The organism is Pseudothauera lacus (assembly GCF_003034845.1).
GTDB lineage: Bacteria > Pseudomonadota > Gammaproteobacteria > Burkholderiales > Rhodocyclaceae > Pseudothauera > Pseudothauera lacus.
This window is the reverse complement of the sequence record NZ_PZKC01000005.1, coordinates 49285-70366: the sequence shown is the minus strand read 5'-3', so window position 1 is coordinate 70366 and position 21082 is coordinate 49285. Positions and strand designations below refer to the sequence as shown.

Genomic DNA, 21082 nt, shown 5'->3' with positions numbered 1-21082 from the left:
TTCACCCCAGCCGCCGCAGCCGCGTCAGCGCTTCGCCATCCACGCCTTCGATGCGCACGCGCTTGGCGCGCGCGCTCTCGCCGCTGATCAGCTGTACGGCGGCGCGCGGCACCTCGCAGTACGTTGCCAGAAAGGCGCACAGGGCGGCGTTGGCCTTGCCATCCACCGGTGGCGCGGCCAGGCGCAGCTTCATCGCCTCGCCGTGCGGGCCGGCGAACTCGGTATGGCGCGCATTGGGCTGCACGTGCAGGGCCAGCACGACGGCGTCGCCGACGAGCCGCAACCAGCCCATGCTCAGCCCGCCACCAGCAGCGGAATGAAGTTTGCGCGCAGGCTGGAGACCACCATCAGGACGATCTGCAGCACCAGCAAGAGCACCAGCGGCGACAGATCGACGTTGGCGATCATCGGCACGATGCGCCGGAAGGGCCGCAGGAAGGGCGCCGCAAAACCATGGAAGAGCGGCGCCGCGGGGGCATGCGGACTGACCCACGAAAGCACCGCGGAGATCAGCACCACCGCGAACACCAGGTAGATCGCCATGCGCAGCAGTTCGACCACGCCGAGCCCCCACAGACCGAGCAGCACCCCCGCCGCGCCACCGTCGAAGGGCACCCCGCGCAGGCTCAGTTCGATGAACACGTAGAGGGTCTGCGCCACCCAGGCGGGCAGCAGGCTGGCCAGGTCGAGTCCGAAGAGACCGGGCACCACCCGCCGCAGCGGACGCACCAGCCAGTCGGTAGTGCTGAGGACGAACTGCCCGACCTGGTTGCGGAAGGGCAGCCGCAGCCACTGCAGGAAGAAGCGCGCCAGCAGCATCACGGTGATGAAGCCGAGCACGACGTTGACGATCAGCAGGACGATGTTGCCGAGCATGACTCAGGCCTCCGGCGCGGCGCTGCCGCCAAGCTGCTCGCCCAGCTCGCGCCCGCGCGCGGCGGCGGCATGGACGGCGGCGACCAGCGCATCGTGCCAGCCGGCAGCAGCCAGGCTGTCGAGCGCGGCCGCAGTGGTGCCGCCCCTGGAGGTCACGCGTTCGCGCAGCACTGAGGCCGGTTCGGGGGAGGCGGCGGCAAGGCGCGCGGCGCCGAGGACGGTATCGACGGCGAGCTGGCGTGCACTGGCCTCGTCGAAGCCGAAATCGCGCCCGGCAGCCTGCAGGGCCTCGATGAAGTGGAAGACGTAGGCCGGCCCGCTGCCCGACAGCGCGGTCACCGCATCCATCTGCGCCTCGTCGCTGATCCACAGCGTGCTGCCCACCGCCGCCAGCACCCTGTCGGCAGCCGCGCGGCCCGCCTCATCGACCGCGGCGCCGGCATACAGCCCGGTCACGCCGGCGCCAATCAGGGCCGGGGTATTGGGCATGCAGCGCACCACACGGCGGTAGCCGCCCAGCCAACGTTCGAGGTCGGCAACGCGCAGGCCAGCGGCAATGCTCACCACCAGTTGCTGCTGCAGGCATCCGGCCAGTGGTGCCAGCGCCGCGCGCATCTGCTGCGGCTTGACCGCCAGCACGATGACCTCGCAGGCCAGCAGGCCATCACCAACCGTGGCCGCGGTGCGCACGCCGAAGCGGGCCGCGAGCCGCTCGCGGTTCTCGGCGAGGAGGTCGACGACCTCGATTGCTTCGCCGGAAAACCCCTTGTCGACCAGACCACCGATGAGTGCGGCGGCCATGTTGCCGCCACCGAGAAAACCGATCTTCATGCACTGACTCCGCAAAAGCGTGAAAGAGGGACAGGCCTCGCCGCAACCGCTGCGCTCACTGCGCACCCCGCTCACCGAAAATGGCCGTACCCACCCTGACGAGGGTGGCACCGGCGGCCACCGCGGCCTCAAGATCATGCGACATGCCCATCGACAGGGTATCGGTAACGATTCCGGCCGCGGCCAGTTCGCCCTGCAGACTGCGCAGCACGCCAAAGCGCGCCGCCAGCACGGCAGCATCGGCAGTGGGCTCGGGGATGCACATCAGCCCGCGCAGGCGCAGGCGCGGCAGCGCCGCCACCGCACGCGCCAGGGCGACCGCGGCGGCGGGGTCGACGCCGCTCTTGCTGAGCTCGCCGCTGACATTGACCTGCACGCAGACCTGCAGCGGCGGCAGGTGGACGTCGCGCTGGGCAGACAGACGCTCGGCAATCCTGAGCCGGTCGATGCTGTGCACCCAGTGGAAGTGCGCCGCCACCGCACGGGTCTTGTTGCTCTGCAGGGGGCCGATGAAATGCCATTCGAGGGTCGCATCGGCAAGTGCGGTGATCTTCTCGCAGCCTTCCTGAACGTAATTCTCACCAAACGCATGCTGTCCCGCAGCGGCCGCCTCGCGCACGGCTCCGGCACCCCAGGTCTTGCTCACCGCGAGCAGCCGCACCGTCTGCGGATCGCGTCCGCAGGCCCGCGCGGCGGCGGCGATGCGTGCGTGCACGGCTTGCAAGTTGGCGGAGATTGATGTCATATAGCGCTTGATCCGGCCCGGCTCTGAAGGCCCGGGCAGTATATCACCGGGGGCTTATCGCCCCCTTTCACTCCTCTTCCCGACACCACCCGCCTCCGCCATGGACATTACCGAACTGCTCGCCTTCTCGGTCAAGAACTCGGCCTCCGACCTGCACCTCTCCGCCGGGCTGCCACCGATGATCCGCGTGCATGGCGACGTGCGCCGCATCAACCTGCCGCCGATGGAGCACAAGGACGTACACGCGATGGTGTACGACATCATGAACGACTCCCAGCGCAAGCAGTTCGAGGAAACGCTGGAGTGCGACTTCTCCTTCGCGGTGCCCAACCTGGCGCGCTTCCGCGTCAACGCCTTCAACCAGAACCGCGGCGCCGGCGCAGTATTCCGGACCATTCCGTCGAAGGTGCTGACCCTCGAGCAGCTCAACGCGCCGAAGATCTTCAAGGAAATCGCCCATCAGCCGCGCGGCATCGTGCTGGTCACCGGCCCCACCGGCTCGGGCAAGTCGACCACGCTGGCAGCGATGGTGGACTACGTCAATGAAAACGAATACGGCCACATCCTCACCGTCGAGGATCCGATCGAATTCGTCCACGAGTCGAAGCGCTGCCTGGTCAACCAGCGTGAAGTGCATCGCGACACGATGTCCTTCTCCAACGCCCTGCGCGCCGCCCTCCGCGAGGATCCGGACGTCATCCTGGTGGGTGAGATGCGCGACCTGGAAACCATCCGCCTGGCGCTCACCGCGGCGGAAACCGGTCACCTGGTGTTCGGCACCCTGCACACCTCGTCGGCAGCGAAGACCATCGACCGTATCGTCGACGTCTTCCCCGCAGCGGAAAAGGACATGGTGCGCGCGATGCTTTCCGAATCGCTGCGCGCGGTGATCGCCCAGACCCTGCTGAAGACCAAGGACGGCAGCGGCCGCGTCGCCGCTCACGAGATACTCATCGGCACCCCGGCGATCCGCAACCTGATCCGCGAGAACAAGATCGCACAGATGTACTCTGCGATCCAGACCGGCCAGAACGTCGGCATGCAGACGCTCGACCAGTGCCTTGCCGACCTCGTCCGCCGCAACGTCGTGTCCGCCGCCGAAGCGAAGCTGCGTGCCGCGAACAAGGACAACTTCAACTGATCTCCGGGCCCCGCGCCCCGCACCCTGCACCGTAACGGTCGACCGCTACCGAGGAAGCCAACATGGAACGCGACCAGGCACTCAAGTTCATGCACGATCTGCTGCGCCTGATGGTGCAGAAGAAGGGCTCCGACCTTTTCATCACCGCGGGCTTCCCGCCGGCGATCAAGATCGACGGCAAGATCGTGCCGCAATCCAACCAGGCGCTGACGCCGCAGCACACCGCGGAACTGGCGCGCGCGATCATGAACGACCGCCAGGCCGCGGAGTTCGAATCCACCAAGGAATGCAACTTCGCCATCTCGCCGGCGGGGATCGGCCGCTTCCGCGCCAACGCCTACATCCAGCAGGGTCGCGTCGGCCTCGTGCTGCGCACCATCGCGATGAGCATCCCGACCTTCGAGGAGCTGGGCATGCCGGTGGTGCTGCGCGACATCGCGATGTCCAAACGCGGGCTGGTGATCTTCGTCGGCGGCACCGGCACCGGCAAGACCACCTCGCTGGCAGCGATGGTGGACTTCCGCAACGAGCACTCCTACGGCCACATCATCACCGTCGAAGACCCCATCGAGTACGTCCATCAGCACAAGAACTGCATCGTCTCGCAGCGTGAGATCGGCATCGACACCGAGTCCTGGGAGGATGCGCTGAAGAACACCCTGCGCCAGGCCCCGGACGTCATCCTGATGGGCGAGATCCGCGATCGCGAGACCATGGACTACGCCATCGCCTTTGCCGAGACCGGCCACCTCTGCCTGGCCACCCTGCACGCCAACAGCGCCAACCAGGCCCTCGACCGCATCATCAACTTCTTCCCCGAGGATCGCCGCCAGCAACTGCTGATGGACCTCTCGCTGAACCTGCGCGCACTGATCTCGCAGCGCCTGCTGCCGATGAAGGACCGCAAGGGTCGCGTGCCGGCAGTGGAGGTGATGCTCAACTCGCCGCTGATCGCCGACCTCATCTTCAAGGGCGAGGTGCCAGGGATCAAGGAAGTGATGAAGCGCTCGCGCGAACTGGGCATGCAGACCTTCGACCAGAGCCTGTTCGATCTCTATGAGCAGGAACTGATCACCTACGAGGATGCGTTGCGCAACGCCGACTCGGTGAATGACCTGCGCCTGCAGATCAAGCTCAACAGCCGCCTCGGCGAAAAGGACCTTTCCGCCGGCATCCAGCACCTCGACATCGTCTGAGGTGCCCCGGCGGCGCGAGCCGCCGCCCTTCAGGCCTCCGGGGCCTTGCGGCGCATGTAGCCGGCCACCATGCGGTATTCGAACAGGCGGCACTCGAGGGCGCCGTTGAACAGCGGTGTGCGTTTGGCAGCCTTCAACCCGATCAGCTTGGGCAGGGCCGGATCGCCCGAGAACAGGTAGCAGCGCCAGCCGCTCCAGCGCTGCTTGAGGGCATCGCCAAGGCGTGGATAGAAGGCGGCCAGCTCCTCGGCCTCGCCGATGCGCACGCCGTAGGGCGGATTGCACACCATCACCCCTTCTGCTGCCGGCGGCACGCGGTCGAGAACGTCTGCGCGATCAAGGTAGACGCACTCGGCCAGCCCCGCCGCCTCCAGATTCACGCGGCTGCGGCGGACCTGCTCGCCGACGATGTCGGAACCGTACAGTGCAAGGCGCCGCGGCGCCTGGCGGCGCCCTTCGGCAGCCTTGCGCAGCGCCGCCCAGGTGCTGCGGTCGAAGTTGCGCAGCCCCTCGAAGGCAAAGCCGCGCCCGAGGCCGGGGGCGATGTCGAGAGCGATCTGCGCCGCCTCGATGAGGAAAGTACCACTGCCGCACATCGGATCGATGAAGCTCTCCCCGGGCTGCCAGCCCGAAAGGCGCAGGATGCCGGCGGCCAGGTTCTCCTTCAGCGGCGCCTCCACGGCGGCCTGCTTGAAGCCGCGGCGATAGAGGGGATCGCCCGAAGTATCGAGATAGAGGGTGACGGTGTCGCGGGTCAGGAAGGCGTGCACGCGCACGTCCGGCGCCGCAGTGTCGATGCTCGGGCGTCGTCCGGCGACGGTACGGAAGTGGTCGCACACCGCGTCCTTGACGCGCAGGGTGACGAACTCCAGGCTTTTCAGTGGCGACTGCTTGGCCGTCACATAGACCCGCAGGGTGTCGTCCGGGGTGAACCACTTCGCCCAGGTCGGCCCGTAGGCGAGGCGGTAGATGTCCTCCTCGCTGCGATAACGCCCACTGACGATCCGCCACAGCACGCGGGTGGCAAGACGGCTTTCGAGGTTGACCCGGTAACAGCACGCCCAGTCGCCGGCAAAGGACACCCCGCCGGGCACCGCAGCGGCGTCGCGGGCGCCAAGCGCGTTGAGCTCATCGACGAGCAGGGTTTCAAGACCACGGGGACAGGGACAGAAGAACTGCTCGGACATGCGCGTACCACACTGGACAGGCCCGCCGCACAGGGCGGGCACAGGAGAGGACAGTCGGCCATTGTATAACGGCCGCCGCCACGCCACGGAGAGTAGAATCCCTGCCATGCACGACACCTTCAAGCTGCCGCCGATCAGCGGCCTCATCCTCGCCGGCGGTCGCGGCCAGCGCATGGGCAGCATCGACAAGGGGCTGGCCGACTACCGCGGTGCGCCGCTGGTTGCCACGGTGCTGGAGCGCCTGCGCCCGCAGGTCGCCGAGGTGCAGATCAGCGCCAACCGCAACCTCGACACCTACGCCAGCTTCGGCACTGCGGTATTTGCCGACCAGATCGGCGGTTTCGCCGGCCCGCTCGCCGGCATCCACGCCGGCCTCTGCCATGCCCGCCACGAACTCGTCGCCGTCGTACCCTGCGATTCGCCGCTGCTGCCCACGGACCTCGTCGTCCGCCTGTATCGCGCGTTGCAAGCCGCCACCGCGGAGATCGCCGTAGCCACCACCGACGGGCGCAGCCATCCGGTATTCTGCCTGTGCCGACGCGCTCTCGCTGCCGACCTGCAGGCCTATCTGCTGGCCGACGGGCGGCGGGTCGACGGCTGGCAGCGCAGCCGCCGTCGCGTCGAGGTGGCATTCGACGACGTCGCCGCCGCCTTTGCCAACCTCAACAGCGCCGAGGCGCTCAGAACGGCTTCAGAACCGCCAGGAACACCACCACGAACAGCACCACCACCGGCACCTCGTTGAAGACACGGAACCACACGTGGCTGCGGGTGTTGCGGTCGGCGGCGAAGTCGCGCAGGAGCTTGCCGCAGTAGAGGTGGTAGGCGATCAGGAACAGCACCAGGGTGGTCTTGGCATGCAGCCAGCCGCCGCCGAAGCCGTAGCCGAACCACAGCCACAGCCCGAGGGCGACGGCGAGGATGCCGAGCGGAGTCATGAAGCGGTAGAGCTTGAGCTCCATCAGCTTCAGGCGCTCGATGGTCGCCGCGTCGCTGACCATGGCGTGATTGACGAACAGGCGCGGCAGGTAGAACAACCCGGCGAACCAGGACACGACGAAGATGATGTGCAGGGACTTGATCACCAGCATGAGGGGGCTTGCTCCTTGTTGAGGGCGGCGGCGATTCCGTCGCCGACGGTGGGATGGCGCAGCGCCACGCGCAGTTCCCGGCGCATGCGCGTATTGTCGATGAGGCGCGATTCGGCCATGAAGGAAAGCGTCAGCGGCGACAGCACGGCGGCGATCTGCGCCCGCGGCAGGCGGGGCGGACGCGGCAGCGCGAAGCGGTCGGCGAGCAGGTCGTAATACTCGCCCATGCGCAGGCGGCTGTCGTCCACGACATTGAAAACCCGCCCGCCACGGGCACGGAAGAGCGCCGCACAGGCCAGCCTGGCAAGATCGTCGGCATGGATGTGGTTGGTAAGCACGTCGTCTTCCGCCGCCAGCACCGGATCGCCGCGCTGCAGGCGCGCCAGCGGCAGCCGGTCGGCGGCATAGATGCCCGGCGCGCGCAGGATGGCAAGCGCCGTGCCATGACGGCGGGCAAAGCGGCGCAGACGGCGTTCGGCATCGACGCGGCGGCGCGCACGCGCACTCAGCGGCCGCAGCGCACGGCACTCGTCGATGAAAGCACCGCCGCAGTCGCCATACACCCCGGTGGTGCTTATGTACACAAGACGCTGTGCTAGACTCCCCCGGCGCCCGAGCGCGGCGAGCAGATGGGCGGTACGTGGATCCTCGTCGCCGTGCTGCGGCGGCGGCGCAAAATGCAGCACGACGTCGGCAAGCCCGCCCAGCCGCCTCAGCGAGCGCCGCTCGTCGAGGTCGCCACGCACCGGCACCACGCCCAGCGCACGCAGCGCGCGCGCCGACTCCGCGCTGCGCGCCAGTGCAAAGACGCGAAAGCGCCGCAGCAGCCAGGGCAGGGCGCGCCGGGCAACATCGCCACAACCGACGATCAGTATCCTTTTCATCAGCCGATTATCACACGCCAGATGTCCTTCCAGATTTCCCTCCAGCCCGACGGCCAGCAGTTCCCCGCCACCGCCGACCAGAGCCTGCTCGATGCCGCCCTTGCCGCCGGCCTGCTGCTGCCCTATGGCTGCCGCGACGGCGCCTGTGGCGCCTGCAAGGGCAAGGTGCTGAGCGGCAGCTTCGAGCATGGCGCAATCTGTGCCGGCGCCCTCAGCGACGCCGACCGCGCCGCCGGCATGGCGCTCTTCTGCCGCGCCCAGGCGCGCTCGGACCTGGTGCTGGAGGCGCGCAACGTGCGCCGCGCCGACGACATCCCGGTGAAGAAGCTGCCCTGTCGCGTGCACAGCCTCAAGCGTGTCGCCGACGACGTCATGATCCTCGAACTGCGCCTGCCGGCGAGCGAGCGCTTTGCCTTCCGTGCCGGACAGTACATCGACCTGCTGCTCGCCGATGGCCGCCGCCGCAGCTTCTCCATCGCCAACGCCCCCCATGACGCCGAACTCCTGGAACTGCACATCCGTCTGGTTCCCGGTGGCCAATTCACGCCGCACGTCTTCGATGGCATGAAGGAGCGCGATATCCTGCGCTTCGAGGGGCCGCTGGGCAGCTTCACCCTCGACGAGCACGCTGACACCCCCATCGTGCTGCTCTGCGGCGGGACCGGTTTCGCCCCCATCAAGAGCATCGTCGAACACGCCCGCCACCTCGGCATCCGGCGGCCGATGGCGCTGTACTGGGGCGCACGCCAGGCCGACGGCCTGTACCTCGACGCTCTGGCCCGCGAATGGGCGGCGAGCATCCCCGACTTTCGCTATATTCCGGTACTCTCCGGCCTGAGTGATAATGACGGATGGCAGGGACGCCGCGGTCTCGTTCATGAGGCATTGATGGCCGACTTCCCCGACCTCTCCGCGCACCAGGTCTATGCCTGCGGTGCGCCGGCGATGATCGAGGCCGCGCGCGCCGACCTCAGTGGCCGCTGCGCCCTGCCTGCAGAGGCTTTCTTCGCAGACTCCTTTACCTTCTCGACCACCTGAACCCATGAGCCAGACCACCATCCTCACCCGCGAGCCTGTGGTCAACAAGAGCCGCGCAATCACCGCCAACCGGCTCATCGCCCATGGCCCCAACGTCGCCGCGGTGGTCGACACGCTCAACAGTCTCGCCGACGTCTGGCCCAGCCATCATCCTGTGTTCCTGTGCCTCGGCCGCCTGGTACCGACGCCGGAGTTGATGAACTGGCAGGCCCCGCCCAACGCGATGGTGGAAATCCCCGTCCAGGCCCTTGCCCATCCGCAGACCCAGGCCCTGCTGCCGCAACTGCAGGAGGCAGGCATCAGCACCTGCCTGACCTGGTACACCCCTGGCACGGCACTGCCGGCCAGCGCTGACTGGCGCTTCGTGCTGATGGACGCGCGCAAGGCTGCCGCGCCGGGCGATGCCCCGGGGCTCAGCCTGGCCTGGGGCCTGGCCGACGTACCGGCTTTCCGCGCCGCGGTCAGTGCCGGCTACGACGGCGCCTCGGGCTGGTTTTTCCTGCATGGCAACCCCCCGCCCAAGGAGCTCTCGCCGGCGCACGCCCAGATCGTCCGCCTGCTCAACCTGGTGCGCAACAACGCCGACATCAAGGACATCGAGGCCGTCCTCAAACAGGACGTGGCGCTGTCCTACAAGCTGCTGCGCTACATCAACTCCGCCGGTTTCGGGCTGATGTGCGAAATCCAGTCCTTCCGCCACGCGGTCAGCATCCTCGGCTACGACAACCTCAACAAGTGGCTGTCGCTGCTGCTGGTCACCGCCAGCCGCGATCCCGGCGCCCCGGCGATGATGCAGACCGCGATCGCGCGCGGGCGCTTCATGGAGGAAGTCGGCGGCGGCTTCTTCGACAAGTCCGAACGCGACAACCTCTTCATCACCGGCGCCTTCTCGCTGCTCAACGTGCTGCTCGGCACCTCCATGCAGGCGGTACTCGACGAGATGAACCTGCCTGCCACGGTCACCGAAGCCCTGCTCTACGAACAGGGCGAGTTCGCCCCCTTCCTGAAGCTCTCGCGGCTGTGCGAGAGCTTCGACGGCGCCGCACTGCTTAAAGCCGCCGAGGAGTTGCACCTGAGTCCGGAACAGCTCAACCGCTCGCACGTCCAGGCGCTGAGCTTCGCCGACAGTCTGCAGGGCTGAGTGCGGCGCAGCCATGGAACGGAATGGCCCGCTTCGGCGCCATTCGCACCGGAAAGTGAAACCGGTCACGGTGAACCTTCATCGCCGCACTCGCCCCCTCCGGCGGGCGGCGTTACAATTGCAACAGCATGTGACCGCCCTGACCCACTACGGAAGGACGCCCCGGTGTCGAGCACACCACCTCCCGCCGCAGCCGCCCTTCTCCCCGGAGACCTGAGCCTCCTGCTGCACCACCTCGACAGCGCGCCGCCGCAGTCGCAGGCGGCGGCCGAGGAGGCCATGCGCCACCCGCAGCTGTGCGTCGCCCTGCTGCGCGCAGCACCACTGCAGGGCGACGAAGCCGATCTGCGTGCAGCGCTCGCCCGTCGCCTGCAGGACGCCGGTGCCGACGTCCTGCGGGCCTGGCAGCTGCTCTCCGTGGACAGCCCCACGCTGTCCCAGGCTTGCCAGCGCCAGGCCCTGATGACCGCCGAATGCGCCCGCCACCTCGCCATCGAATCCGCCTATCCGCGCCCTGACGACGCCTTCCTGTGCGGCCTGCTGCGCGAACTCGGCCACTCCGGCAGCTCCACCCTGCGCGACGGCGCGATGAATGCGGCGGGACTGGCGCGCGCCTGCGGTGCAGCTCAACCGCTGATCGACGCCCTGGAGCTCGAAGCCGCCCTCGACGAGCACATCAGCAACGCCCACCCGCTCACTGCCCTGCTGTGGAGCGCGGTACGCCTCGGAGCCAGTGCCGAGGCAGCGGAAGATCCACGCCTCGGCGCACTGACTGCCTTGCCAGCCGGAACACTGCTGGCCCTGCGCACGGACGTCGCCTTCCTCGCCGGCAACCTGCCGACGGCACCTGCGGAAGCCCCGCCAGCCAGTGTCCAGATGCCTGCTGCGCTGCAGTACGCCGCCCTGCGCGGACTGCTGCGCGGCGCTCTTGGCGACTGCAACGGCGCCGCCGCCCTGCGCCGCCTGCGCTACGGCAGTGCCCTGGTGTTCGGCCTGCCGGCGCCCCTGCTGCTCACCACCGGCACCGACGGCCACCTGCTGCCACCGGCGCTCGACGACCATCCGGCTTCACGCTGGATCACCGAACTCGGCCTGCGTGGCGACGACGAGCGCAGCATCATTGCCCTCGCTGCGCGCAGTGGCACGGCAACGCGGATGCGCATCGGCGACGAAGCGCCGCGCTGCCCGCAGGACTGGCAACTCGCACGCTGGCTGCAGGCCCCGGGAATTGCCTGCCTGCCGCTCCCCCGCCTGGGCAGCGGCCCCTGCGTTGCCGTGCTGCCCCAGTACGGCGACTCGGCCCTGCCGACGCCTGGCGTGCAGGCCGCCTTTGCCGCCTTTGCCGCCCAGGCACTCTCGGTCCTTGAGCAGGAAACCTCGCGGCGGGCAGCACTGGAGGCGGTACGCAACGAACTGGAAAGCAGCCAGCGCGCGCGCGCGCGCGCGCTCATCCACGAGGCCAGCAACCCGCTGACGGTGATCCGCAGCTATCTTGGCCTGGTCGAACAACGCAACGCCGCAGACACGGCGCTGCTCGCCGAACTGGCGATCATCGGCGACGAACTCGACCGCGTTGCCGAGTTGGTGCAACGCTTTGCCTCGCCACCGGGCACCGGCGGCGAACACGGCGAAACCTGCGACCCCGGCGCCATCCTCGACGAGCTCGACCGCCTCTGCGCCAGCGCCCTGTTCGGCTGCCGCGACATCCGTTTCGATGTCCGCAAGCCCGCCACCCTGCCCCGCCTGGCGATGCCCGGCGGCGTGCTCCGGCAGATCCTCCTCAACCTCTACCGCAATGCCGCCGAAGCCCTGCCTCCCGGTGGGCGCTTCGCCGTCGCCGCTGCCGGTCCGCTGCTCGTCGACGGCCGCCAGTGTCTCGAACTGCGCCTGGTCGACAATGGCCCGGGCCTGCCGCCCGCCCGTATCGACGACCTCTTCGGCAAACACCCCAGCGACAAGGGGCGGGCCCACGCCGGCATCGGCCTGTCCATCGTCGGGGAACTGCTTGCGCAATGGCACGCCACCCTGGTGTGCCGCAGCCAACCCACCTTGGGTACAAGCTATCAGATTCTCATTCCGTTGGAAAATACACCCAAGAGTGCTACATTGCGTTAAATGTCATTGCTAATACTCTGGAAATATGCATTTAGTATCACCCAGAGAGTGCCCGCAACGCTTCCGCCCCGCCCGCCCCGGACGGTGCCGCGTCAGCGTTTTCTTCGCCTCCTTGTGAGCGGCCCCGGGTAATATGGTCATCTCGTCGGAACAGCCGTTCGCTCATCAGGCCGCGGAATCCGGCACAGCCCCCGATCTGCAGTGCCGGATTCTGGTGGTCGATGACGATACCGCCCTGCGCCGTTCCCTGCCGATCGCGCTCGCCCAGCCCGGGCGCCACTTCGACTGCTGCGCCAGCATCGCCGAAACACTGCGCCAGCTCGAGCACAACAGTTACGACCTGATCCTGCTCGACTACCGCCTGCCCGACGGCACCGGTCTCGACGTCCTCTCCTGGCTCGCCGCCAGCCAGCGCCAGGAGGCCGTGGTGATGATCAGCGGCGAGGACGCCATCGATGCCGCCATCGGCGCACTGCGCGCCGGCGCCGACGACTTCGTCCGCAAGCCCTATCATCTCGCGCAACTGCAGCGCACCGTCCACGGCGCCCTGCACAAGACCGCCCTGGAGCGCGCCAACCGCACCATGAGCGAACGCCTGCGCGCCTCCGAGCGCCTGCATCGCTACCTGGTGGAAAGTTCGCCAGACCTCATCTTCACCCTCGACGGCGAAGGCTGCTTCACCTACATCAACCCGCGCATCGAGAGCCTGCTCGGCTTCCGTGGCAACCAGCTGCTCAAACGCCCCTTCCTGCTGCTGGTGATGCCCGAGGACCAGGACCGCATGCACAGCCTGCTGCAGGATGTGCGCAATGGCCACAGCGAGCGTTTCGAGGTCGAGCTGCGCCTGCGCCGCAACCGCCTCTCACTCGACCAGGGCCTGCCGGAAACCGTCACCGTCGCTCTCGACGGCCTGCCGATGCCCGGTCGCGGCGACGAAGGCGCCCGTTCGCCGGGTCTCTACGGCGTGGCCCGCGACATCTCCGACCGCAAGCGCGCCGAGGAGATCATCACCCACCAGGCCTATCACGACCAGCTCACCGGCTTGCCCAACCGCCTGCTGTTCCGTGACCGCCTCGAGCTCGCGGTCACCCATGCGCAGCGCCAGAACAGCCCACTGGCGGTGATGTTCGTCGATATCGACCGTTTCAAGCTGGTCAACGACACCTGGGGGCATGCCGCCGGAGACACCCTGCTGCGCACCCTTGCCGAGCGGGTCTCCGGGGTACTGCGGCGCGGCGACACCCTGGCTCGCCTCGGTGGCGACGAGTTCACCATCCTGCTGCCCGACATCTCCCAGCCGCAGGATGCCGAGACCATCGCCCGCAAGATCCTCGACGTGCTGGCGGCGCCCTTTGCCCTTGGCAACGGCGAATTCCGCGCCACGGTGAGCATCGGCATCGCCATCCATCCGCGCGACGGCCACAGCGCCGAAGACCTCAGTCGCCACGCCGACGTCGCCATGTACAAGGTCAAGCGCTCAGGCAAGAACGGTTTCCGCTTCTTCGATGCCGGCCTCAACGCCCACCACCGCCAGCGCGTCTCCCTCGAGAACGACCTTCACAAGGCGCTCGAACGCCAGGAGTTCGAGCTCCACTACCAGCCCCAGATCAGCCTCAACCACCGCCGTGCGGTCGGCATGGAAGCCCTGCTGCGCTGGAATCACCCCACGCGCGGCATGGTCCCGCCGGCCACCTTCGTCCCGGTCGCCGAGGAGATGGGCATCATTGGCGACATCAGCCAGTGGGTGCTGGAGCGTGCCTGCGCACAACTGGGGGAATGGCGCAGCGCCGGACACGACACCCTGCGCATGTCGCTCAACCTCTCGCCGCACGACTTCGACCACCATGACCTGGTCGACAAGGTCATGGCCGCAGTCACCCGTCACCACATCCCCCCCGCGCTGCTTGAAGTCGAGATCACCGAGAGCATGATGATGCAGGACGCCGACGCCACCGCCACCAAGGTCCGCGAGCTGCGCAGCGCGGGCCTCGGGGTGGCGATCGACGACTTCGGCACCGGCTATTCCTCGCTGTCCTACCTGCAGAAGTTCCCGGTAAGCTGCCTGAAGATCGACCGCAGTTTCGTGCGCGAGCTCTCCGCCTCGGCGGTCAACCCCATCATCTCGGCGATCACCGGCATCGCCCGCGGCTTCGGCCTGCACCTGGTCGCAGAGGGCGTCGAACAGGAAGGTCAGGTCAGCGTGCTGCGCTCGCTGGGCTGCGACATCATGCAGGGCTACCTCTTCGCCCGCCCCGCCCCTGCCGCGGAAATAGAGCGCTGGCTGAACACCCAGCCACTGCCTGCGGCCCCCGGATGAAAGTGCAAATAAAAACCGGCCAACAGGCCGGTTTTTCGTTTTCGGCAACCGCCGACTTACTTCTTCAGGCTCATCACCCACTCGGCGAGCGCCTTGGCGTCGGCGTCGTTCACCTGCGGGTTGGGGGGCATGGGCACGGGCCCCCACACACCGGCACCACCCTTCTGGATCTTGCCAGCCAGCATGGCGACGGCGTCGGCCTGGCCAGCGTACTTGGCAGCCACGTCCTGGTAGGACGGGCCCACCAGCTTCTTGTCAGTCGCGTGACAGGCCATGCAGTTCTTGGCCTTGGCCAGATCGGCGGAAGCGAAGGCCGGGGCGGCGGACAGCAGGCCGGCGGCAACCGCGGCAGCGACGAAAACTTTCATGGTTTCTTCCTCGTGATGGTGGTTTTGAAACATCGGCGGATACTAAACTACTGCAGCCTGTTTTGCCTACCCGCTCAAGAACTTGTTGTGAAAGCGTACATCTGCTCACTCAACGCAAGGGGTGCGCGCAAGGTTGACACGACCTTGCACTATTGGCGTATTTCCATGGCGTCCCCCGGGTGCATCTGCGCCGTGCTCGCACGCCAGGGGTTGATGTCCAGTCCACCGCGGCGCGTGTAGCGTGCCCACACCAGCAGCGCTGCGGGACGGCAGCGCGAGAGCAGGTCGCAGTAGATGCGCTCCACGCACTGTTCGTGGAACTCGTTGTGCTGGCGGAAGGAGACGATGTAGCGCAGCAGTCCGGCGCGATCGATCAGCGCGCCACGATAGCGCACCCCCACCATGCCCCAGTCAGGTTGCCCGGTAACCAGGCAGTTGGACTTCAGCAGGTGGGAATAGAGGGTTTCCTCGACCTCGCCGCCCCCAGCCACGGTCGCCAGCAGTTCGGGGGCAGGCTGATAGGTGTCGATGTCGATGTCGAGCTCGTCGATGCAGACCCCGGCAGGGTAGGCGGCAGCACGCTGGGGCTGCGCCGACAGCGGAGTCAGGACAAGCTCCACCGGCGCACCGGCTGCGGCGGAGAGGTCGGTGCGGATAAGGGTGGCAATCTCCCCGGCGCTGGCAAAGCGGCTCTGGTTGAAGGCGTTCAGGTAGAGCTTCAGCGACTTCGATTCGATCAGTCGGGGCGACGTGGCCGGCACCTCGAAGCGCGCCAGCGCAACCACCGGTTTGCCGCGCGGGTTGAGCCACGACAGCTCATAGGCATTCCACAGATCGGCGCCCACAAAGGGCAGACGGCTGCCGTCGATGCCAAGTTCGTCGCGCTTGAGCTGGCGATCGATGGGAAACAGCAACTCCGGCGCGTAGGTGTCACGGTAGGCCACCGGCTGACCCAGCGGCGAGCGCTCGGCACCGTGAAGGATGGGAGAGGTCGGATTCATGGCGCGCGATTCTACCCGCCGGTTGCAGGCGCGCCCATTGCCGCTTCCCGCAACAAAGCGCGCACCCGGTTGCCGGGAGCAACAAAACTCAGCTCATCGAAGTACAGCCCGCCCGCCAGCGCTATACCGCGCCCATTGGGTGCTGCGGCACGCTGCGGGGCAACCCCCAGCCAGGGCTGCCAGTCGAAGCCCTCGCCGTCGTCGCCGACCTCGAAGCACCAGCCCTCGGGCAGGCGCCACACCGACACCCGTACCCGCCGTCCCGCCAATGCCGGCAGGGCGAGACGGCGCGCCACCTCGGCCTCCCACTCGCCCTTGCCCAGCAGTTCGGCCTTCAGTGCATGATCGATGCCGAGATTGCCGTGCTCGATGCCATTCACCAGCAACTCATGCAATCCGGCCTGCGCCCGCGCCGGCTCCGCACACAAGGCCGCGGCGCGATGGGCCGCGGCGGCCGCATCGGCAAGGGTGCGAACATTCAGGCTGAGCAAAGGCGGCTGCGCAAGGGGCAGCGCGGTTGGCAACACGGGTATCGGCGTCATGCGCCGATTGTGGCCTGCACCGCGCCCCGCCGCAACGCCCGCAAATGGTTTCAGCAGCCGCCAGCGCTGTCCCTGACCCCCAGCTTGCGCAGGATGTTCTCCAGCGGGCAGAGGCCGGTGAAACCACTCTGGAACAGGTTGAGGCCGACGAAGGCGGTGAACCAGAGGAAATGCTTGCTGACGAACAGCGGCGAGGCCTCGGCGCCAAGCGCCAGCGAGATCATCACGAAGGCGCCGGCGACGATGCGTACGTACTGGTTGGTGGTGAGCGTCATGCGGATTCTCCTTCCTGCAGGAAGCCGGCACGCTTGTGCATGGCGGCGTAATAGAGCACCGGGATGACCACCAGGGTAAGCACGGTGGACACCAGAATGCCGAAGATCAGACTGATCGCCAGGCCGTTGAAGATGGGATCGTCGAGGATGAAGAAGGCACCGATCATCGCCGCCAGCGCAGTCAGGCCGATGGGCTTGGCACGCACCGCCGCAGCCCGGATGACGGCCTCGGTGAATGCCACCCCTTCGCCAAGCTGCTGGTTGATGAAATCCACCAGCAGGATGGAGTTGCGCACGATGATCCCGGCCAGCGCAATCATGCCGATCATCGAGGTGGCGGTGAACTGCGCCCCGAACAGGGCGTGCCCGGGCATCACCCCGATGATGGTGAGCGGAATGGGCGCCATGATGATCAGCGGTACCAGATAGGAACGGAACTGCGCCACCACCAGCAGGTAGATCAGCACCAGCCCGACGGCATAGGCCGCCCCCATGTCGCGGAAGGTTTCATAGGTGACCTGCCATTCGCCGTCCCACTTGATGCTGTAGGCGGCATAGGGATCGACGGGGGCGCGGATGAACCACTCCTGCAGCGTCCCGGCGAGCCCCGGACCATCGAGCTGCAGATCCCGCAGGCGGCTGCGGATGTCGAACATGCCATACAGCGGAGAATCCAGCCGCCCTCCCATGTCACCGGTGACGTACACCACCGGCAGCAGGTCCTTGCGGTAGATGACCTGTTCGCGTTCGCTGGCGTGCACCTCGACGACTTCGGAAACGGACACCAGCGCACCGTCGCGCGCGCGCACCTTGAGGCGCAGCAACTCGCCGACGTCGGACTTGTGGCTGGGGGGGAGCTGGATGCGCACCGGGATCTCGTACTTGTTGTCACCGCCGTGGATGGGGGTGACGTTCTCGCCCGCCAGGGCCAGGCGCACCACCTCGACGATGTCGGCCTGCGCCACCCCCATGCGCGCGGCCTTGGCCTGATCAACGCGCAATACCAGTTTGGGAGCACTCTCATCCACGCCGTCGTCCACCCCGACGATGTCCGGCGTGGCCTCGAAGGCGGCACGCACCCGGCGCGCCACCTCCAGCTGGCCGGCGTAATCCGGTCCGTAGATCTCGGCGACGATGGGCGACATCACCGGCGGCCCCGGCGGCACCTCCACCACCTTGGCGTTGCCGCCGTTGCGCCGGGCGATCTCCATCACCCGCTCGCGCACCGATACGGCAATCTCGTGGCTCTGGCGGCTGCGCGCCGCCTTGTCACTGAGGTTGACCTGGATGTCACCCATCTCCGCTCCCGCGCGCAGGTAGTACTGGCGCACCAGGCCGTTGAAGTTGATCGGCGCTGCGGTACCCGCATAGGCCTGCCAGTCGGTCACCTCCGCGACCCCGGCGAGCTCGGCGCCGATCTCGTGGAGGACCCGTACGGTCTCCTCCAGCGGCGTGCCGACGGGCATGTCGAGAACCACCTGGAACTCCGACTTGTTGTCGAAGGGCAGCATCTTCAGCACCACCCACTGCACGGCCGGCAGGGCCACCGAAGCGAGGATCAGCGCCAGCACGCCCAGCCACAGCAGCGCGCGCGCGCGCGCGCCCCGTCCGGCGTCGAGCAGCGGCCCCATGAGGCGGCGGAAGAAGGCGTCGAGGCGACGGGTGATGCGGTCCTCGGTGGCGTGCGCATGATCGCCGGCACTGCCCTTGAGCAGGCGCAGGGCAAGCCAGGGGGTGACCACGAAGGCCACCGCGAGCGAGATGAACATGCCCATCGAGGCGTTGATCGGAATCGGGCTCATGTAAGGCCCCATCAGTCCGGTGACGAAGGCCATCGGCAGCAATGCCGCGATCACCGTGAAGGTCGCCAGGATGGTCGGCCCACCGACCTCGTCCACCGCCTTCGGGATCAGCCGCCACAACGGCGTGGCGGGCTCCAGCGTCTTCCAGCGGTGGATGTTCTCGACCACCACGATGGCGTCATCGACGAGGATGCCGATGGAGAAGATGAGGGCGAAAAGGCTCACCCGGTTGAGCGTGAAACCCCACGCCCAGGAGGCAAACAGGGTGGCTGCGAGGGTGAGGGTGACCGCCACGCCAACGATCAGCGCCTCACGCCGCCCGAGGGTCAGCAGCACCAGCAGCACCACCGCGGCGGTAGCGAACACCAGCTTGCCGATCAGCTGACTGGCCTTGTCGCTGGCCGTCTTGCCGTAGTTGCGCGTGACGGTGAACTCGACCCCCTCGGGGATCAGCGCGCCGCGCAGCGACTGCGCGCGGGCAACGAGGTCCGCGGCGACGTCGGCGGCGTTGGCGCCGGGCTTCTTGGACACCGCCAGGGTCACCGCCGGGAAGATCCCCTGCGGGCCTGCGGAGGCCGCACCGCTGCCGTACCAGACGTGGCGCACAGGCTGGTCGGGGCCATCGACGACCTCGGCGACATCGCGCAGAAACACTGCGCGTCCGGCACTGACACCGACCACCAGAGCACGCACGTCCTCGGCAGACTCCAGGTAGGTGCCGGTGCGCACCAGCACCTCGCGATTGTCGCGCACCAGCGTACCGGCCGGCTGGGAGGCATTGGCGAGCTGCAGGGCCGCCCGGATGTCCTGCGCAGTGACACCATGGGCGTTCATCCGTGCGCTGTCCATATCCACGCGCAGGACATGGTCGGGGCCGCCGATGGTGACCACGTCACGGGTACCGGGAATGCGCTTGAGCTCCAGCTCCAGGGCGCGGGCGACCTGCTGCAGCTCGAAGGCGCTGCGCTGCGTGTCGGCGGTCCACAGCGTCAGGCTGAGGATGGGTACGTCGTCGATGCCCTTCGGCTTGATGACCGGCTCGCCGACCCCGAGCTGCGGGCTGATCCAGTCGCGGTGCGAATGGATGGTGTCGTAGAGCTTGACCAGCGCATCCTGGTTGGGCACGCCGACCTCGAACTGCACCGTGATCACCGCCATGCCGGGGCGCGACACCGAGTACACATGCTCGACACCGGCAATGCGCGCCAGCACCTGCTCGGCCGGGCGCGCGACGAGCGCCTCGACGTCGCGTGCCGAGGCCCCCGGGAATGGCACCAGCACATTGGCCATGGTGACATCGATCTGCGGCTCTTCCTCCTTTGGCGTGATCAGGGTGGCAAAGATGCCGAGCAGCAGCAATACCAGCGCGATCAGCGGCGTCAGCGCATTGCGCTGGAAGGCGGCGGCGATGCGCCCGGACACGCCCAGCGGCACATCGCCCTGCGATTGCGGCGCACTCATCGGCGCTGCGTCGCGGCAAGGATGCCGGCCGCCACCGGGTCGAGGGCGACATGCTCACCGTCGTGCAGACCGGCGAGCACTTCGATACTGCCATCGCCGCGGCGCTGGCCGAGGCGCACCTGACGCAGGGTGAATACGCCATCCGCTGCAGCCACATACACCGCACTGAGCTCGCCACGACGCAGCACCGCTTGCTCCGGCACACGCAGACGTGCCGCTTCGGCAGCGAGGAAGTGCACGCGGGCAAACATCCCCGGCAGCACTCCGTCGCTGTGCACCGGCAGCTCGACGCGTACGCGCAGCGTATGGGTGCGCTGATCTGCCGCCGGCAGCACGGTAACCGCCGCGGCGTCGATCCAGCGTCCGCTGTCCGGCAACTCCACCCGCGCCCGCAGGGGGCCCGCACGCTCCAGGGCAGCCAGGCGCTGCTGCGGCAGGTCCACCAGCGCACGCATCTGCGCCGGGTCGTAGACGGTCATCAGCGCCATGCCGGGCTGCACCATCTCGCCGACCTCGATGCGGCGCTCGGCCACCCGTCCGTCGAAGGGCGCATGCAGGTGCGCGTGGCGGTGCGCTTCCCGGGCACGGACGAGATTGGCCCGAGCCACTGCAGTCGCTGCGGCGGCGCTGTCATGGGCGGCCACGGCCTGATCGAGCGCCGCCTGGCTGACAAATCGACGCTCATGGAGTTGGCGGCTGCGCGCCAAGGCGGCGCGCGCATCAGCCAGCGCAGCGTCGGCCTGCACCACCGCGGCAGCGGCGGCCGCTTCGGCGGCGGCCGCCTCTCCGGCGTCGATGCTGACCAGCAGGGCGCCGCTGCGCACGACATCACCGCCATCGGCACCCAGCGCCAGCACGCGCCCGGCAACCTGGGCGGCAACAACGACCTGGCGTACCGCCTCGACGGTGGCCTCGGCGGGCACCGTGTCGGCCGCAGCGTTTGCCTCCACGCGGTGCAGCGGAATCTCGGCACGCAGCGGCACGCTCGCACCGAACACCGCAATCAGCGCGATCAGGCGCAGCAGCGCCGGCAAGGGAAGGAAGGTTTTCATGTATATAAGTATATTCTTA

The 21082-nt window shown here is 67.8% G+C and carries 20 protein-coding genes; 7 read left to right on the top strand and 13 right to left on the bottom strand.

Going from position 1 to position 21082, the window contains the following annotated elements:
- Position 1 precedes the first annotated feature (1 nt).
- Genes C8261_RS07450 through C8261_RS07435 form a run of 4 tightly spaced genes read right to left on the bottom strand, consistent with a single transcriptional unit; the run spans position 2 to position 2452 of the window.
- Positions 2 to 292, bottom strand: coding sequence for a DUF167 domain-containing protein (locus C8261_RS07450; protein ID WP_107493042.1), 291 nt, complete (start codon positions 290 to 292; stop codon positions 2 to 4).
- Between the two features lie 2 nt (positions 293 to 294).
- Entirely contained in the window at positions 295 to 876 is a 582-nt protein-coding gene (locus C8261_RS07445; protein WP_107493041.1) for a YggT family protein, read from the bottom strand.
- Between the two features lie 3 nt (positions 877 to 879).
- Positions 880 to 1707 (bottom strand): pyrroline-5-carboxylate reductase, encoded by an 828-nt coding sequence (gene proC, locus C8261_RS07440; RefSeq protein WP_107493040.1) that lies wholly within the window; start codon positions 1705 to 1707, stop codon positions 880 to 882.
- 55 nt (positions 1708 to 1762) lie between these two features.
- Positions 1763 to 2452: a YggS family pyridoxal phosphate-dependent enzyme gene (locus C8261_RS07435; protein WP_107493039.1), complete on the bottom strand. Its 690-nt coding sequence runs from the start codon at positions 2450 to 2452 to the stop codon at positions 1763 to 1765.
- 100 nt (positions 2453 to 2552) lie between these two features.
- Between C8261_RS07435 and C8261_RS07430 the strand changes: the two genes are divergently transcribed.
- Together C8261_RS07430 and C8261_RS07425 are read left to right on the top strand one after the other, a co-directional pair.
- Positions 2553 to 3593 (top strand): type IV pilus twitching motility protein PilT, encoded by a 1041-nt coding sequence (locus tag C8261_RS07430; protein ID WP_107493038.1) that lies wholly within the window; start codon positions 2553 to 2555, stop codon positions 3591 to 3593.
- A 62-nt stretch (positions 3594 to 3655) separates the two neighbouring features.
- Positions 3656 to 4789, top strand: coding sequence for a PilT/PilU family type 4a pilus ATPase (locus C8261_RS07425; RefSeq protein WP_107493037.1), 1134 nt, complete (start codon positions 3656 to 3658; stop codon positions 4787 to 4789).
- 29 nt (positions 4790 to 4818) lie between these two features.
- Here the strand turns inward: C8261_RS07425 and C8261_RS07420 are convergent, their stop codons facing one another.
- Positions 4819 to 5976 (bottom strand): THUMP domain-containing class I SAM-dependent RNA methyltransferase, encoded by a 1158-nt coding sequence (locus tag C8261_RS07420; protein WP_107493036.1) that lies wholly within the window; start codon positions 5974 to 5976, stop codon positions 4819 to 4821.
- Positions 5977 to 6082: 106 nt separating this feature from the next.
- Here C8261_RS07420 and mobA point away from each other — a divergent pair, with 106 nt between their 5' ends.
- Positions 6083 to 6721, top strand: a complete 639-nt coding sequence (gene mobA / locus C8261_RS07415) for a molybdenum cofactor guanylyltransferase MobA (RefSeq protein ID WP_107493035.1) — start codon at positions 6083 to 6085, stop codon at positions 6719 to 6721.
- On the opposite strand, the gene C8261_RS07410 is transcribed toward mobA, so the two are convergent.
- Both C8261_RS07410 and C8261_RS07405 read right to left on the bottom strand, forming a co-directional pair.
- Entirely contained in the window at positions 6657 to 7067 is a 411-nt protein-coding gene (locus tag C8261_RS07410) for a CopD family protein (RefSeq protein ID WP_107493034.1), read from the bottom strand. The genes mobA and C8261_RS07410 overlap by 65 nt on opposite strands.
- Positions 7058 to 7951 (bottom strand): NAD(P)H-binding protein, encoded by an 894-nt coding sequence (locus C8261_RS07405; protein WP_107493033.1) that lies wholly within the window; start codon positions 7949 to 7951, stop codon positions 7058 to 7060. The genes C8261_RS07410 and C8261_RS07405 overlap by 10 nt, the downstream gene beginning before the upstream one ends.
- Positions 7952 to 7972: 21 nt before the next feature.
- On the opposite strand from C8261_RS07405, the gene C8261_RS07400 reads away from it, so the two are divergent.
- The 4 genes from C8261_RS07400 to C8261_RS07385 all read left to right on the top strand — a co-directional run bounded on the left by C8261_RS07400 (position 7973) and on the right by C8261_RS07385 (position 14562).
- The gene (locus C8261_RS07400; RefSeq protein WP_107493032.1) at positions 7973 to 8989 is read left to right on the top strand and encodes a CDP-6-deoxy-delta-3,4-glucoseen reductase; all 1017 of its coding nucleotides are present in this window, start codon (positions 7973 to 7975) and stop codon (positions 8987 to 8989) included.
- Positions 8990 to 8993: 4 nt separating this feature from the next.
- The gene (locus tag C8261_RS07395; protein ID WP_107493031.1) at positions 8994 to 10130 is read left to right on the top strand and encodes an EAL and HDOD domain-containing protein; all 1137 of its coding nucleotides are present in this window, start codon (positions 8994 to 8996) and stop codon (positions 10128 to 10130) included.
- 165 nt (positions 10131 to 10295) lie between these two features.
- Positions 10296 to 12245 carry an ATP-binding protein gene (locus C8261_RS07390; RefSeq protein ID WP_107493030.1) on the top strand — a complete coding sequence of 650 codons (1950 nt, stop codon included), beginning with the start codon at positions 10296 to 10298 and terminating at the stop codon, positions 12243 to 12245.
- A gap of 133 nt (positions 12246 to 12378) precedes the next feature.
- Positions 12379 to 14562 carry a putative bifunctional diguanylate cyclase/phosphodiesterase gene (locus tag C8261_RS07385; RefSeq protein WP_107493029.1) on the top strand — a complete coding sequence of 728 codons (2184 nt, stop codon included), beginning with the start codon at positions 12379 to 12381 and terminating at the stop codon, positions 14560 to 14562.
- A gap of 56 nt (positions 14563 to 14618) precedes the next feature.
- Here C8261_RS07385 and C8261_RS07380 read toward each other — a convergent pair whose 3' ends face one another.
- The 6 genes from C8261_RS07380 to C8261_RS07355 form a co-directional block, all read right to left on the bottom strand.
- Positions 14619 to 14930 (bottom strand): c-type cytochrome, encoded by a 312-nt coding sequence (locus C8261_RS07380; RefSeq protein ID WP_107493257.1) that lies wholly within the window; start codon positions 14928 to 14930, stop codon positions 14619 to 14621.
- Positions 14931 to 15079: 149 nt separating this feature from the next.
- On the bottom strand, positions 15080 to 15931 hold the full coding sequence (gene queF, locus C8261_RS07375; protein ID WP_107493028.1) for an NADPH-dependent 7-cyano-7-deazaguanine reductase QueF: 852 nt from the start codon (positions 15929 to 15931) through the stop codon (positions 15080 to 15082).
- Positions 15932 to 15942: 11 nt separating this feature from the next.
- On the bottom strand, positions 15943 to 16473 hold the full coding sequence (locus tag C8261_RS07370; protein WP_107493027.1) for an ATP-binding protein: 531 nt from the start codon (positions 16471 to 16473) through the stop codon (positions 15943 to 15945).
- 50 nt (positions 16474 to 16523) lie between these two features.
- Positions 16524 to 16748 (bottom strand): YgaP family membrane protein, encoded by a 225-nt coding sequence (locus C8261_RS07365; protein WP_107493026.1) that lies wholly within the window; start codon positions 16746 to 16748, stop codon positions 16524 to 16526.
- A complete protein-coding gene (locus C8261_RS07360; RefSeq protein ID WP_107493025.1) occupies positions 16745 to 20011 on the bottom strand; it encodes an efflux RND transporter permease subunit in 3267 nt (1088 codons plus the stop codon). Before C8261_RS07360 ends, C8261_RS07365 begins: the two co-directional genes overlap by 4 nt.
- Positions 20008 to 21063, bottom strand: coding sequence for an efflux RND transporter periplasmic adaptor subunit (locus C8261_RS07355; RefSeq protein ID WP_107493024.1), 1056 nt, complete (start codon positions 21061 to 21063; stop codon positions 20008 to 20010). The genes C8261_RS07360 and C8261_RS07355 overlap by 4 nt, the downstream gene beginning before the upstream one ends.
- Positions 21064 to 21082 lie beyond the last annotated feature (19 nt).

Excerpts from the sequence above, each read along its gene's own strand:
- C8261_RS07450 (WP_107493042.1), bottom strand. The coding sequence starts at position 292 with ATGGGCTGGTTGCGGCTCGTCGGCGACGCCGTCGTGCTGGCCCTGCAC.
- C8261_RS07445 (WP_107493041.1), bottom strand. The coding sequence starts at position 876 with ATGCTCGGCAACATCGTCCTGCTGATCGTCAACGTCGTGCTCGGCTTC.
- proC (WP_107493040.1), bottom strand. The coding sequence starts at position 1,707 with ATGAAGATCGGTTTTCTCGGTGGCGGCAACATGGCCGCCGCACTCATC.
- C8261_RS07435 (WP_107493039.1), bottom strand. The coding sequence starts at position 2,452 with ATGACATCAATCTCCGCCAACTTGCAAGCCGTGCACGCACGCATCGCC.
- C8261_RS07430 (WP_107493038.1), top strand. The coding sequence starts at position 2,553 with ATGGACATTACCGAACTGCTCGCCTTCTCGGTCAAGAACTCGGCCTCC.
- C8261_RS07425 (WP_107493037.1), top strand. The coding sequence starts at position 3,656 with ATGGAACGCGACCAGGCACTCAAGTTCATGCACGATCTGCTGCGCCTG.
- C8261_RS07420 (WP_107493036.1), bottom strand. The coding sequence starts at position 5,976 with ATGTCCGAGCAGTTCTTCTGTCCCTGTCCCCGTGGTCTTGAAACCCTG.
- mobA (WP_107493035.1), top strand. The coding sequence starts at position 6,083 with ATGCACGACACCTTCAAGCTGCCGCCGATCAGCGGCCTCATCCTCGCC.
- C8261_RS07410 (WP_107493034.1), bottom strand. The coding sequence starts at position 7,067 with ATGCTGGTGATCAAGTCCCTGCACATCATCTTCGTCGTGTCCTGGTTC.
- C8261_RS07405 (WP_107493033.1), bottom strand. The coding sequence starts at position 7,951 with ATGAAAAGGATACTGATCGTCGGTTGTGGCGATGTTGCCCGGCGCGCC.
- C8261_RS07400 (WP_107493032.1), top strand. The coding sequence starts at position 7,973 with ATGTCCTTCCAGATTTCCCTCCAGCCCGACGGCCAGCAGTTCCCCGCC.
- C8261_RS07395 (WP_107493031.1), top strand. The coding sequence starts at position 8,994 with ATGAGCCAGACCACCATCCTCACCCGCGAGCCTGTGGTCAACAAGAGC.
- C8261_RS07385 (WP_107493029.1), top strand. The coding sequence starts at position 12,379 with ATGGTCATCTCGTCGGAACAGCCGTTCGCTCATCAGGCCGCGGAATCC.
- C8261_RS07380 (WP_107493257.1), bottom strand. The coding sequence starts at position 14,930 with ATGAAAGTTTTCGTCGCTGCCGCGGTTGCCGCCGGCCTGCTGTCCGCC.
- queF (WP_107493028.1), bottom strand. The coding sequence starts at position 15,931 with ATGAATCCGACCTCTCCCATCCTTCACGGTGCCGAGCGCTCGCCGCTG.
- C8261_RS07370 (WP_107493027.1), bottom strand. The coding sequence starts at position 16,473 with ATGACGCCGATACCCGTGTTGCCAACCGCGCTGCCCCTTGCGCAGCCG.
- C8261_RS07365 (WP_107493026.1), bottom strand. The coding sequence starts at position 16,748 with ATGACGCTCACCACCAACCAGTACGTACGCATCGTCGCCGGCGCCTTC.
- C8261_RS07360 (WP_107493025.1), bottom strand. The coding sequence starts at position 20,011 with ATGAGTGCGCCGCAATCGCAGGGCGATGTGCCGCTGGGCGTGTCCGGG.
- C8261_RS07355 (WP_107493024.1), bottom strand. The coding sequence starts at position 21,063 with ATGAAAACCTTCCTTCCCTTGCCGGCGCTGCTGCGCCTGATCGCGCTG.